This window comes from Microcoleus sp. Pol17C6, assembly GCF_036701145.1.
Classification (GTDB): domain Bacteria; phylum Cyanobacteriota; class Cyanobacteriia; order Cyanobacteriales; family Microcoleaceae; genus Microcoleus.
This window is the reverse complement of sequence record NZ_JAUBQH010000024.1, coordinates 26,686-40,387: the sequence shown is the minus strand read 5'-3', so window position 1 is coordinate 40,387 and position 13,702 is coordinate 26,686. Positions and strand designations below refer to the sequence as shown.

General features: G+C 47.6%; 10 protein-coding genes. 1 reads left to right on the top strand and 9 read right to left on the bottom strand.

The window, feature by feature from the left end; genetic code table 11:
- Positions 1-24: 24 nt before the first annotated feature.
- The 6 genes from QUA25_RS13935 to QUA25_RS13910 all read right to left on the bottom strand — a co-directional run bounded on the left by QUA25_RS13935 (position 25) and on the right by QUA25_RS13910 (position 7,283).
- A complete protein-coding gene (locus QUA25_RS13935) occupies positions 25-417 on the bottom strand; it encodes a response regulator (RefSeq protein WP_190655560.1) in 393 nt (130 codons plus the stop codon).
- Positions 418-599: 182 nt separating this feature from the next.
- On the bottom strand, positions 600-749 hold the full coding sequence (locus QUA25_RS13930) for a hypothetical protein (RefSeq protein ID WP_333038705.1): 150 nt from the start codon (positions 747-749) through the stop codon (positions 600-602).
- Positions 750-775: 26 nt separating this feature from the next.
- Complete coding sequence (locus QUA25_RS13925) at positions 776-3,343, bottom strand: PAS domain S-box protein (RefSeq protein WP_333038703.1); 2,568 nt, start codon at positions 3,341-3,343, stop codon at positions 776-778.
- 354 nt (positions 3,344-3,697) lie between these two features.
- Positions 3,698-5,944: a glycoside hydrolase gene (locus tag QUA25_RS13920; RefSeq protein ID WP_333038701.1), complete on the bottom strand. Its 2,247-nt coding sequence runs from the start codon at positions 5,942-5,944 to the stop codon at positions 3,698-3,700.
- Positions 5,945-6,116: 172 nt separating this feature from the next.
- Positions 6,117-6,353 (bottom strand): NifU family protein, encoded by a 237-nt coding sequence (locus QUA25_RS13915; RefSeq protein WP_006632519.1) that lies wholly within the window; start codon positions 6,351-6,353, stop codon positions 6,117-6,119.
- A gap of 279 nt (positions 6,354-6,632) precedes the next feature.
- On the bottom strand, positions 6,633-7,283 hold the full coding sequence (locus tag QUA25_RS13910; protein WP_333038699.1) for a DUF3386 domain-containing protein: 651 nt from the start codon (positions 7,281-7,283) through the stop codon (positions 6,633-6,635).
- 320 nt (positions 7,284-7,603) lie between these two features.
- On the opposite strand from QUA25_RS13910, the gene QUA25_RS13905 reads away from it, so the two are divergent.
- Complete coding sequence (locus tag QUA25_RS13905; RefSeq protein WP_333038698.1) at positions 7,604-9,142, top strand: PAS domain S-box protein; 1,539 nt, start codon at positions 7,604-7,606, stop codon at positions 9,140-9,142.
- A gap of 306 nt (positions 9,143-9,448) precedes the next feature.
- Here the strand turns inward: QUA25_RS13905 and QUA25_RS13900 are convergent, their stop codons facing one another.
- The 3 genes from QUA25_RS13900 to QUA25_RS13890 all read right to left on the bottom strand — a co-directional run bounded on the left by QUA25_RS13900 (position 9,449) and on the right by QUA25_RS13890 (position 13,700).
- A complete protein-coding gene (locus QUA25_RS13900; protein WP_333038695.1) occupies positions 9,449-10,258 on the bottom strand; it encodes a GAF domain-containing protein in 810 nt (269 codons plus the stop codon).
- Between the two features lie 746 nt (positions 10,259-11,004).
- Positions 11,005-12,903: an ATP-binding protein gene (locus QUA25_RS13895; protein WP_333038692.1), complete on the bottom strand. Its 1,899-nt coding sequence runs from the start codon at positions 12,901-12,903 to the stop codon at positions 11,005-11,007.
- A 569-nt stretch (positions 12,904-13,472) separates the two neighbouring features.
- The gene (locus QUA25_RS13890; RefSeq protein ID WP_015176471.1) at positions 13,473-13,700 is read right to left on the bottom strand and encodes a type II toxin-antitoxin system CcdA family antitoxin; all 228 of its coding nucleotides are present in this window, start codon (positions 13,698-13,700) and stop codon (positions 13,473-13,475) included.
- Between the last annotated feature and the right edge of the window lie 2 nt (positions 13,701-13,702).

The window sequence follows — 13,702 nt, the reverse complement described above, 5'->3', positions numbered from 1 at the left end:
CACAATTCAAGGCGCGCGATCGATCTATTCTTGCTCCCAGCCCAAAGCCTCAGCGACCTGAGCCGCCAAAAACATCGGTTCAAAAGGCTTAGCAATCACGCTCACCACCCCCAAATCAGCGAACATCCGCCTGTCCCCAGCCAGAGCCTTAGCTGTCAATAAAATTACCGGAATGTGCTGCGTAGCCTTATTAGCTTGTAACTGTAGAAAAGTAGTAGGCCCGTCTTGGTCGGGCATCATCACGTCCAATAGAATAGCATCAGGCTGTTCGGCAAGAGCCTTAGCAACCCCCTCGCGGCCCGAACTCGCTGTCAGGACTTCCCAGCCCCCCACCAGTTCAAGACTGACTTGAGCTACTTCCCGAATATCTTCCGCATCGTCAATAACCAAGATGCGCTTGGCAGTCAAAATTAACATTTTTTTAGAAATGAGAACTGATCACAGATTAGAGGCGAAATGTGAATATTTTGTAAAGCAAATTATTTTAGCCGATCAGACTTTACAGTAAATTTTCAAAACTGTATAGCAGATGTTGAAGAAAGAAGGAACAAGGAAGACCGAAGTTGCCATCGAGCGGCAGGATTTCAACTAAGAACATCCTAACCGTCTGGCGCGGTTGCTGTAAAATATCCCACCCAAAAAAGCCGCTTTTCCACCTCAAATCGCGCTTTTTGCCTGCTGTCCCCAAACTCCAGAAAAGGCTGAGATTGTTTGTCGATGACTCGATCAAACAATCTGCACAAAATCATTAACTTTGGGTACACCTGGGTAGAACTTAACTTTCAGTTGCCAGCCCCTCCCTCAGAAGTGGCAGACTTAAGAAAAAAGTGCTGCCCTCCCCCACCACGCTCTCCACCCACATCCGTCCCCCGTGCTGCTGCACGATACTGCGACAAATAGCCAGCCCCAAACCAGTACCTCCTTTCTGGCGAGAATCAGAAGCATCAACCTGTTGAAAGCGTTCAAAGACCATCTCCAGCTTGTCTGGCGGAATACCCCGCCCTTGGTCTTTCACAGCAATCACGATGTACCACGAGCTCGCAACTGGCAAGTGCGGAGGCGCGACGGCAGGCTCAGGAGACAACAAAGACGGAGACGACACCGACTTGTGGGCTGCTTTTTCTGCCAAATCCGGATTGTGGGTCAACTCCCCGCTCAGCCAAACCGTAGCGCCGGAGGGAGAAAATTTTATAGCATTACTGAGTAAATTTGTCAAGGCTTGAATTAGCCGATCGGGAACAGCTTGCAATTGCGCCCCTACAGGCTTCACCGACAGAGTAACTCCCGCCTGCTGAGCCATTCCCTGCATCTCGTCAGCCGCCTGCAACATCAGCTCCGCCACATTGCAAGTTTGTTTGATAGCAGTGCTGTAACTCGACTCCATCCGCTCTAAATCTAGGATGTCGTTGACCAAGCGCACCAAACGGTCAGTGTTAGTGACAGCAATCTCCAGCATCCGCTTAGCTTTCTGGGGGTAAGCGTCAAGCAGACCGCTATTGAGAAGGCCCAGGGCTCCGTGAATTGAGGTCATGGGTGTCCGCAGTTCGTGGCTGACAACAGAGATGAATTCATCTTTCATGCGCTCGACGGCAAGCCGCTCCGTGATATCTTTAAAAGTCACCACAGCTCCAATAATTTCGCCTTCTTCTCGCATCGGAGCGACAACGTACTCAACCGGAAAACTGCTGCCGTCTCGCCGCCAAAAAATCTCATCGGTGACGCGCCGCGCCTCTCCGTCTTCCAAGGTGGCTAAAATTTGAGAACTTACCCGGTTCGGCAGCAGTTTGCCCGCCTGCGGTGCGGCGCAGTGTGGGACAAGTTCCGACCCTGAATTGATGTCTGTTGCAGGTGACAGTTGCTTGATCGCCCTTGAGCATTCTTCCTGTGCACGGTGTAAGCTTTCATAGAGTGGTCGATCGATCAATTGCTTCGATTCGCACCCAGCCATTCTCACCGCCGCAGGATTGACAAAAGTTACTTTTCCCTCTTTGTTCAATCCGCAAATTCCTTCTCCTGCCGAGAACAAAATCATTTCTGTTTGGTGGCGGAGTTGTTCAAAGGCTTTTTCGACTCGCTTGCTGTCGCTGATGTCGCGAGAGATTGTCGAAACGCCCGTTACCGCTCCAGTCGCGTCTTTAATCGGAGAAATCGTCAGGGACACATCTATCTGTTGACCGTCTTTCCGCAAGTGTACGGTTTCGTAATGGTCGATGCTGGCTCCGGCCCTAATATTTTCCAATATTTGAGGCATTTCCTTGGGGCGTTCGGGTATGGCTAAAATCTCGATCGACTGGCCCTTGATTTCCGCAGCACAGTAGCCGTAAATCTTCTCGGCTCCTGAGTTCCAGCTCTGAATTGTCCCGGCGAGGGTTTTGCCGACGATGCCGTCGTCGGAAGACTCGACAATCGACGCCAAGCGCACGAGTTCGTCTCTAGTTTGCTTGTGTTCGGTAATGTCGCGACCCAAAATCACTATAGTTTTGCGTCTGCCGTCGGGGTGAAATACGGGTACTTTAATCACGTCGTAGATTTTCACAGTACCGTTTGAGCGGAGAATCACTTCTTCTCCCCTAGAAAGCTCACCTTTTTCCCACGCTTCTCTATCGGTCACCTCGCACGCCTGTAGTGCCTCGCGGTAAAAACTGCTGAGTTCTCCTAGTTGAGAATCTTTCAGGCCGCGGTAGTCGATTTTTTCTAGGTCGAACACTTCCAAAATCGCTTGATTTGCCTCCAGCCACCTGCCCTCGCCATCTTTGAAGCAGACAATATCTGGCATGGCATTGATCAGCGAGTTGAGATAGGAGTTTTCTCGCAGTGCCGTTTCTACCTCCGCCCGCTTGGCGATTTCCCGTTGCAGGTTTTCGTTTGCCTTTTGCAACGAGTCCTTTAACAAACTTTCTGTAAAAGTCTGTTCTTTAATTACTTCCTGAAGTCTGTGGAGTTCTAACGACTGCCACCGGCGGGCCAACAAATTCTCTACCCGCAAATGCAGTTGGGTGAGTTCGACGGGACTTACTATCAAATCGTCTATTCTGGGTTCGAGTTGTTTTGCCTGCTGCGAAAATGGCTGCTCAGCAAGAGCAGGCGTTTGGGATTGACTAACAAGCAAGAACGGTAAAAAAATCGGCTCGGCGGCAGTTTTTAATGATTCTACCAACGGCCCGATGCGATCAAAATTTGCCTCGTCGAGAATGCACAAGTCGAAAGCGATTTGGGGAATGGGAAAGTCGGAGTTGGGATTTAAAGCGCGATCGAGTACAATCACCTCATGCTCGGTGTTGAGGTGGGCGATCGGCAAATTAAGTTGTTGGTGGCGATCGACCAAGAGTAAAATGCGGCTCATTAGTTTGTTAATTTTCCCATGACTAATGATATGATGTCCGGTAAATTAACCATTATATTATGTTGTGTAGTCAAGAATTAACTCCTCTTTTTTATGAGGAATGAAGCCCTCCCTACCAACAAATTTTATAGCCTTAGATCGACCGGACGTGATCGAAATTATCAAGGCATTAGGTAGCCAGAGTAGAATCCCCAATTTAATAAAATTTGATAATTCTTTAATTGTTTGTTGGTTCAAAAAATGACTAATAACTAATGACTAATTCAGGGGGCGGGTTTATATTTATTTGGGTTGTCAGTTCTATGAAACCCGCCCCTACCGACTAATGACTAATGACTGATGACTAATGGCTTTTTACGGCATTCCGATCTGAATAAAAGCATCTTCCGGCATACAGCTAGAATAAGTCGCCCCTTCCGATAAAACCGCAATCAGCCTCACCTGCCAGTCGGGCATAATCTGCAAATCTGCCCAGGGCACTGCTACCTCCAAACATTTATCCACTCCCACTTGGGCGCGGCTAATGCGGGGCTGCCACTCATCGCCCTCTTCTGCTTCCTGAAACCAAATCGATTTTGTCAGCAAATTAATCTCTAACTGATGGTGGTATCTATAGTTTAGCGGTGCTTCGTCAGGCAAACCCGACAGCGGAATCAAACTGTTGTGCATGGTGCGATCGGGATAAAACCAGAACAAATTTAACTGCTGCGGGCAATCAATTCCCGGCCGCACCCCTACCTTGAAGTCGGCACGAATGTAAAAATTCAAGTGGTCAACCCCGTACCAAAGCCGCTGAATTGCCGAACTCCGGTGCATCGTACCTCTTGCTCCCCCAACTTCAATCCGGCCGGCTTTGTCCCAATCCTGTTCGTTGCCGATACCGTCAATCACCGGGTGAATAAAGCTCAGCGGCAGGTGGTCGCCTTGAACCTCGTGCACCTCTACTTGTCGCCGCACTTCCGGGGGGACGGGCTCGCCGAGAGCTTCGTAAATTCCCGCTACGTGTTCCCGAAATAGCTGGTCGAACATGGCATCTTGGTTCGATGTGTGGCCTTCGCCAAACCACCAGAACCAGTCGGAACCTTCGGCAGCGTAAAGCGCTTCCCAAGCTTCGGGGTTGCTTTCTTCTGTGGCCTCTGGATGGTTTGCCAGCATTTGTCTGGCGGGCCCTAATATGTCCCAAGCGCGATTTTTCGCGGGATCGCCGATCCAAGTTGTGAGGGAACCGTCCACCCAGGAACCGGTGTGCAGTTGGGCTGCGGGAATTGTTTCGGTTGCTGGGAATTTGTCGAGAAATTCCGAGACTGTGACTAATTTGATATCTGGATTGTCGCTGAGAGTTTGATAGAGGGATTCTAAGAACGGTTTGCCGTCTTGGGGATAGAATTCCCAGCAATTTTCGCCGTCTAGGGCGATCGTCACTAACCAGGGATTTTCTAAAGCTGTTTGACCGTCGGGTTGTCGGTGTTTGAGAGTTCTGCCGATCGCTTCTAAGTGTCCCACTAAATCTGATGCTGCTTTTTCCGGCTCCATCGAACCGTAGGTAAACCCGATCAAGTCGGACAATCTGTGGTCTCTAAATACTATAGCTAAATCACCGTCAGGAGTTTCTAAACGGTAAGGGCGATATAAGAATTCTGGTTCGTAGACATTCCCTGTCGCGTCGCGGTTGAAAAAGTGTTTAATTGTCCACCCCAATACTGCTTCGTCCGAGACTATCCATTTAAAGCCTTGTTTGGCAATGTAGGGCAAAATTTCCGGGCTGACTGCTTGTTCCGACGGCCACAAACCGCGCGGTTGGCAATCAAACCGATCTTCATACATTTCCCAGGCTTTTCTCAGGTGTCGGGGAATATCTTCTTCCCACTGAAACCTGTGTTGTGGCAGCGTCATGTTTGGAATAGCTATGCGGCCGCCATTAGTGTCGGCAAGCAGCGGTAAAATCGGGTGCGTGTAGGGGGTTGTGGAGACTTCCAACTGTCCCTCAGCTTGCATTTTACGGTGCTGGGGAATGATGCGAGCGAGGATTTCTTTTTGTTTTGAGTAGATGTTTTTTCGGTCTACCAAACTAAAATTTTGTCCTTGTTTCAGCCACCCTGCAATCTCGGGGTCGTCCCAAAACAGCGGGTCAATCCAAGCTAAATTGTGCCACGCCAGCAAGTCGCTAAAATCCTCCAATTTCCAGTTGGCCAAACACCACTGAATGCCTTTTTCCTGCCGCTGAGTGTAGAGTTGAGCGTAGCGGGGGTGTGGCTGAATCAGAGTGTGGTAATTGGCGTCAAAGAAGTGTTCTAAAATGAACTCTTGTTCTGGGCTGGTTAAAATTTCTGCTGGCTTTAATGTCACCGTCAAGTAAGGGTCTAATGCTTTGTCTGCGATGCAGTCTTCTATCTGCAAAATCAAGGACGGAACCAGGTTTACGGTTTGATGAAGTTTGGGATATTTTGCCAGCATTAGCACTAAATCCAAGTAGTCTTTGACTCCGTGCAAGCGCACCCAAGGCAGTCGGTATTGAGCCTCTGTGGAGTTAGCTGATATTCTGGATTTGTACAGCGGTTGATGTTGGTGCCAAATGAAGGCTACATAAAGGGGGTGAGACATTGAATTTAGTAATTGGTAATTGGTAATTGGTAATTGGTAATTGGTAATTAAATTTGGTAATTGGTAATTAGCAATTAAATTGGGTAATTGGCAACAGTCAACAGTCAACAGTCAACCCTCAACCGTCAACCGTCAACCGTCAACTGCCAACTACCAATTGTCAACTGACTAATTACATTACCTGTTCGACTTCGGCAATTTCTGGGATAGCCTCGCGCAGGCGACGTTCAATGCCCATTCTCAGAGTCATTGTGGAACTCGGGCAAGAGCCACAAGCTCCTTGTAGTCTCAGGTGTACCACTGGGCCGTCAATTTCTACGAGTTCGACGTTGCCACCGTCGGATATCAGGTAGGGGCGCATTTCATCGAGAACTGTTTCGACGTTATCTCTGGTTAGTGCTAGTGTCATATTTCGCCTCTGTGATGATTTCTTGCAGTTGATGAAAGTTCGATTTGACTTAAGGACAGCATTCTCAACCCGCGCGGGATTTAAGAAACCGGGTTTTTTGATAAAAGACTTAGGCACTCAGGTGAGTCCGCGGCAGTAAACCCGGTTTCTGTCACGCTGATGCTCGATCCCAATTAGCTCTCTCGTTCGATCGTAGCGTTACTTGCCGCCAAATCAAGTTGATTCTGATAGGTTAACCAAAAAAACCCTTTTATTTAAGAAATTGGGTTTTCGATCGCGCTACACTACTGCTGGTTCTAGCAGTTTGACGTTGGAGTAGTTGAACTCGGTTGTTGTCAGTTGACCTTTTTCTTTTGCTCGAACTACTTGCTTTGTCATGACATAATAGTCGCCTATCTTCTCAAAGGTATCTTCAAATTCGAGTTCTTTGATGATTTCGTCTGTTTGGGGGTTGCGGAAAACGGCATCGTAGTGAGTCGCCAAAGAACCTTCGGGTGTCTCTAAGCTTTTGTGTGTGTCAATTACGAAAGCCATGCGGCCCATCACCCGGCTGACTTGACAAATTGAGAGACCTCGGATTTTATAATTCGAGCCCATTGAGTCGCCTTGCACCAAGATGTCCACAGCGTCGGTGCTGTCCTTCTCGCCCAGGGTAAAGCTATTTTTGCCGTGAGATTTTTCAAATGTCGAGCGTTTGCGGTGGGTGACAATATCGCGCATTTGGGTGTAGACGCTTTGCTGCACTTCCTCATCTTCAATGCCGCTGACTTCCACGCTCATGTCGGGTTTGATGGAAACATGACCCGTATATACTTCGTCGCCCTGTTTGAGTTCAATATCGGCACTGTAACCGGGAAAATTGGCATCCCAGGTATAGCGGTGTTCGTAAGCAGCGCGAAACAAATCGCGAGCGTTGGCTTGCTCTGTCATAAATCCCTCTTTCTCTTGACACCCATCTAGTTTAGCTTAACCGCGAGAAGCCCCACATTCGCTGGGTAGGGGAGTTACCCGCACTCCTGGCGAGCACTTGTTGGGGGTGCTGCTGGGCTGGCAATTAGGGCGCAACAAGAATTTACTTTCTTTATCGGTTGCTATGATTTGAAAATAAAGTCACAAAATGCCTGGTTATTGAGAGCGCGATGGGTCGATCGCCAGACACCAGTCTTAGTTATGGGTTATGTTGAAAAAACTTGTGTCCGCTTTTTAGGGGTTGCACCCGCAGGCAACTATTAGATTCCCCCCTTAATAAAATGCTAGAAACTGTCTACCAACACTTAGAAACATTGCAGGAACAAGCTAGGGAATTGCCACAGCCGCAACAGGCAATTTTTACAAAAATATTGGAAGATTTATCGAATTCTCTACAGGAAATGGCAGGCAGCCGCTTGTTTGAAAGCGCCACAAATAACGCCGCAAAGCTGGTTGAACTTGAAAAAAATAATCGCCTTTTGGAACGCACTGTAGCCCAGCAAGTAGGGCAAATCAGACAGCTACGGGAGCAGTTGGAAAAACAAATTAGCCAGCATCGCAGGGACACTCAAGCATTAACTAAAAGTGAAGCAAAACTGCAAGCTATGCTGCGTAATTCTCCCGATCTAATTAGCATTGTCGGCTCCGACGGGCGAGTTCGATACCACAGCGGAGCCCTACAGCGGGTTTTGGGTTACAACCCAGAAGAAAGAATTGGCAAATTTCACGGCGAGTTAATCCATCCAGACGATTTGCTGGCTTGGCAGACGTATTTTGGTAAGTTGTTAGAATCTCCGGGAATTGGAGGGGCAATCGAATATCGGAAACGCCACGCTGACGGTTCTTGGCTCTACATGGAGTCGATAGGTAATAGTTTGCTTTACGATTCTAGCGTGCAGGGAATTATAATTAATTCGCGGGAAATAGGGGAACGAAAGCAAGCAGAAATCGCAGTCCGAGAGTCAGAACTCCACTACAGAGTTATGTCGCAAATTACTTCGGATTTTGCCTATTCTTTTAAGGGACTGCCCGACGGCAAGTTCGCCTGCGAGTGGGCGACAGAAGCTTTTGAGCGCTGCACCGGTTGCGTTCCTGAAGAATTAGAATCGTTTGGTTGGTGGAACTCCGAACTCGTTCATCCCGACGACAGGGAAATGTTAATTAAACAGTTAGAAGGCTGTACTTTCAGCCGCACTGGAGCCAATGAGTATCGCATTATTAATCAAAAAGGCGAGGTGCGCTGGTTGCAGGACTACTGGCAAGTGGTGTGGGACAAAACTGCTGAACGGGTTGTCCGTTTGTGGGGCGCTTGTCAGGAAATTACCGATCGCAAGCAAGTAGAATTGAAACTGCAACTCGTTAACCAAGTTTTGCAAGCGCAGATAGCATCGGCGCCGCTGGCGATTAACTGTACCAGCAATGACGGCAATACCGTTGTTTGGAACCGCGCCGCCGAACAACTTTTTGGCTGGACTGCGGCTGAGGTTTTAGGGAAACCTTTACCAAATATTCCTGAAGGCCAAAAGCAAGATTTTTACGCGCTGCTAAAGTCTGCGTCTAATGGCAAACCGCAAAACGGTTTGGAAATATCTTTGTTGAAAAAAGACGGTAGTTCGATCAATGTTTGGCTTTGGGCGGCGCGCGTGCGAGATGCGGGCGGCCAGACTGTCGGCAGTATCAACATATTTTCTGATCTTTCAGAACGCAAGCGCATAGAGGAAGAGCGCCAAAAGCTAGCAGCGATGAAAGATATGGAGGAGCCTTTTTGGGCGCGCTATGTCAGCCCTCCAAAAACTCCGAAAAAAAAGGGCGGTGGGTAATGCTATCAAGCACAAGTTAAAAGCATTAAAAGTGCGAAAGTGCAATTTTATGCTTCCCATATCCTTTCGGGTCAAATAACCTATTTGATGGGAGTCGTTCGACCGGACATAATATGATAAATACACCGAGCTACTACGTGTAGTATTTGCTATGCTGTACTGTGTAAAACTATAATTCCCTAAAAAAAATTGATGAATTAGCTACCGAATTTATTGAGGGAATCTATCGATAAAGTTTCAGCTTTTTCAGGGTAAAATTTGTTGGCACGGTAAATATTAGACTTGTTGAATACGCCACTAAAAACTTTACTGATGCCCAGATTTTTCCTGACTCCTCAAAGTGGCTAACTCTGCGTGAGTTTGGCAAGCTTCACTTAACTCAATGTAATCTAAGATATTGGAAATTACCTGAGAAAGGTGGATAGCCGAACGGTGAGCTTCTTGGATAAAATCTCTCTCCTCTATGGGATCGTCAGCTTGATCGTCTATGGTTAGTTGTAGATAGCCAATGATGTGATTTAGGGGAGTGCGGAGCTCGTGGGACGCCTTCAACAAAAATTGCTTTTTGAGTTGGGATAGTCCTTGTACTCGCTTGGTGCGCTCTTGGTAGAGGGTGGCGAGGGCGATCGCACTTCCTACTTGCTCGGCGAGTTCTTGTGCGAATTCGATCTGGCATTGAGTCCAAGGTCGATCGGTCTTACCCTTCCCCGACGATCGACCTTTGCACTGATGCAAGCTAATTATGCCGTTAGGTTGCTCTTGGTAAGCGGTAGCCACCACTAGCAGCGACTGCGGCCCAAAAGGGTCATTGGCTGCAAAGGAGTCTACTACCACCGGTTCGAGGGTGGCTAGAGCTTGAAGGAAATGAGGTGCTGCTGTCAGCGAAATTTCCATTCCCAGCATGGGTAAAAATGGTTCTTGGCAGTATTCAGCAGCTACTTTGACTTGCAGGCTAGAACTTTCATAGGGACAAAGGATACAGCGGCTCACGCCTAGTGTTTCTCCCAGAGTGTTAACTGTTTGCTGCCAGATGGTATGGAGATCCAAGGTGCGACGAATATTTCTGCCAATTTGGAGTAAAAGTTTTTGCGATTGAGCTGATATTTGCTGATTCATAGCAACCCTTTTTCTACTAGACTGGCAAAAGTTTACCACTCCGGCAACAGAGCAGGAAGTTACTGAATTTGTCAGCCTGCCGCTGTCCGACTTATGGATTACGTAATTCTACTTAAATATTGCCACAGGCAGTCAAACATTACTAAGTATTTGCGGTGTCTTTACAAGATCTTTATGATTTTCACATAGAAGGGAGAGCGTTGTATTTTCTTAAAAATCCTTGACAGTAGGGGATTGGAAAGCTGAATCAGTGCTAAAAGTAGCCATTAAGTTATTGTAAAGTTGGCGGTTTGTGGGGGTTTACTCGGAGGTGTGAGCTGCCAGCCGACAGATTAAAGATTAGCTGTTATCCGTATCCCCCTGATTTGATTTATGCCAATTCTGGGTGGGGATCGGAAGTGGCGGGGGTGATGAATATGAGTCCAAAACTCCTAAGGAGGGAGCTCGGCGACGGATAAAAGTCAAAATTGATACCTGGGTGGGCGATCGAACTGTGTTTGTAGGATAATTACAAATTATTGATGGCTTTTATTCACGAAACGGAACTCACGGATACACGAATATAGCAATTTTTAAGTGAGTAAGGTACAGTTGGGTAATTGGTAATTGGTAAAAAAGCTGGCGAGTACCTCACAAAAATTGAGAATCGCTCTAGCAGTTTTTTTTCTGCTTCCTGATTCCCTCTTGCTTCTTAATTTGTGCTGATTCCTAATTCCTTCAACGTCCCGATGACCAATTACCGATGATTAATTTTTAAATAGTGGTTCTTGATAAAGCGGCACAGTAAAAGTAACCGTCGAGCCGAGTCCTTCCCCCATACTGTAAAAATTTACTGTACCCCCCATTGCTTCTACCAGTTTTTGAGAAATAGCCAATCCCAAACCGGTGCCGCCGTATTGTCTGGTACGAGCACCGTCTACCTGAAAAAACGACTCAAATAATTTATCTTGCTTGTCGAGAGAAACCCCAATGCCAGTATCAGCAACTCGAATTTTCACCATTCCGGGGAACTGCTGGTTGTGAACAGTCACCTTTTTCTTAATAACCTCGGCACTGATGCGAATTCCCCCTTCCCCGGTAAATTTAATCGCATTGCCCGTGAGGTTCAAGATTACCTGAAGCAGGCGTTGGTAGTTGCCGTACACAATAATCTCGTCCTCCACAGGGGGTTTTTGGATTTGAAATTGCAATCGCTTTTGCTCGACTTGAACCCGTGTAAAATTCTCAACTTGTTGCAACAGTTCGCCGAGTTTGACGGGAGCGAGATCTAACTCCATTTTGCCAGCTTCGATTTTAGCGACATCCAAAATATCGTTAATCACATTGAACAAATGTACTGCTGATCGGTAAGCTTCTTCGATAAATTGGTGCGCTTCTTCGGGGTCATCTGCCATGCCGTCCATAAGCAGTTTTAGGAAGCCGAGGATGCCGTTGAGGGGGGTGCGGAGTTCGTGAGAAGTATTAGCAAGAAATTGACTTTTAAGTTGGGAAAGAGCTACGGCTTCGGCGCGGGCCTGTTCTAATTCTTGGTAAAGTGTAGCGTGGGCGATCGCACTGCCGACTTGAGCGACTAACTCGCGGGCGAATTCGAGTTCGACTGGACTCCATTTCGGGGAACTGCCGCAGCGGTGCAAACATATCAGTGCATTGGGTTGGTCTTCATAGGAGGTAGCTGCTACGAGCACGGAATGGCGGTGGAAGGGATCGGTGGCGGGGGAGGCGTAATCGACTGCTACTGGTTTTAAGGTGGCTAAAGTTTGAATCCACCCTGGCTGTTCGGCTGCGCGCAGTTCTACTCCCAGCATAGAAGAGTAAGCTTCTTGGCGGTACTCAGCTACTACTTTAAAAGTTTTCGATTGGAGATTTTCGATTTGAGTTGGGGAAAGCGGGGGCGAGGGGTAGCTAGCTATAGACTGTTGTAATTCGGCTGCTGCTGCGGTCGATTTTGGCTGATTTTCGGAGGCAAGGAAGGGGGAGGTTTCGAGATTTTCGCTGTCTTTTTTGTAGGAACAGATGATGCAGCGACTCGCGTTTAAAACTTGACCCAAGCTGTTAACAGTTTGCTGCCAAATGGTTGCTAAATCGAGGGTTTTGTGCAGGTTTTGAGCGATTTGGGAGATGATTTTACGGTCTATTTCCGAGTAGGGAGGGAGCGATCGACCGGGGATACGGCTCGCTGGAAGCGACATTTGTTGGCGGGCGTCCAAGGGGGATGGCAAAGCTCGATAGAGCATGAATTCTGGGGAGTCGGGCCGTCTGTCTGTGGGTTTGTCAGACAGCAGCCTTCCCATAACTAAGACTTTTGTAGCTTTGCCGTTTGAGTCGATCGCCGGAGTGAGTGTCAAATCGAAGAGAAAATATTGTCCGGCGTGGCCAAATGGATAGCTGAACCGTTGCGGTACGAGGGTTTCGAGCGCCCGCCGCAGGATATCGAGATAAGGCGCAGGGGGGATGGGTTGCAGGGTTTCGCTGAAGGGGCGATCGACAATTTGTTCTGCTGTAAGGTTGTATTGCTCGGCTTTTTGCCAGTAAAAAGATAGATATCGACCAGAGGCGTCTTGGGTAAATACTAATTCTGCCCCTAACTCTTGAAAAAAAACTGTAGAGGCGAGGCTCGATCGCCGGAAATCTGTGTTAGAGTCCATCAGAGTAGGGGATGATAGTAGTTCGGATTTTGGAGTATTGAGTTTTTTATAAAGAACTCACTACTCCCCCTTGTTTGGGGGTTCTACTGTTAATTTGTGAGTTATTAATCAATTAAAAAGTTGTTGGCTTTTTAATTAAAACATTAATCGCTCAAAACTCACAATTTGCAAAAATTTTCGGCTTCTACTATTGACTTTTGAGTGATTAATGAACTCATAAAATATTAATTATTTAACTGTGAACTAAACTCAAAACTCAAAACTATTCGTTCTCAGACGTTTTGGGTAATTTAAAGATAAAAATTAAGATTGAGGAATTAGGAATCTGCACCGATTAACGATCTAGTTTGAAAATTACGCCAAAATCTGAGGCTGCCAACAACTCAAGCCAGGGACTGGCTCACGCATTTTTTCCCTCACCTGGAATAGTTCCGAGGTTGTGATTTAGCCGAGTTCACTCGCCCACCACCTGTAGCTTTAGCCACGAAATCTGCAGGAGAGGAGCTCGCCCGCGCGATCTAAATTTCACAGCCTGCAGATTTGCGCGCGCCGTCTGGGGCGAGAGCACCTCAGTCGTTCCACTCACCGCGGGGCGGCACTGGAGGGTTGCGGCGTAAACTCAGAGCCAGCTCGTCTTCGCGGCGCTCGCCTCTGAGCCACTGCTTGATTGCTGTTTCAATGACTTTGCTGGGGTCATTCGTCAAGTGCTTAATTTGGTCGAGGAGTTCAGAATCTATATGGATAGATAGTTCCACTTTTTCTGACGAACTGTGGGAGGGTATACTTGACTGGCTCATAG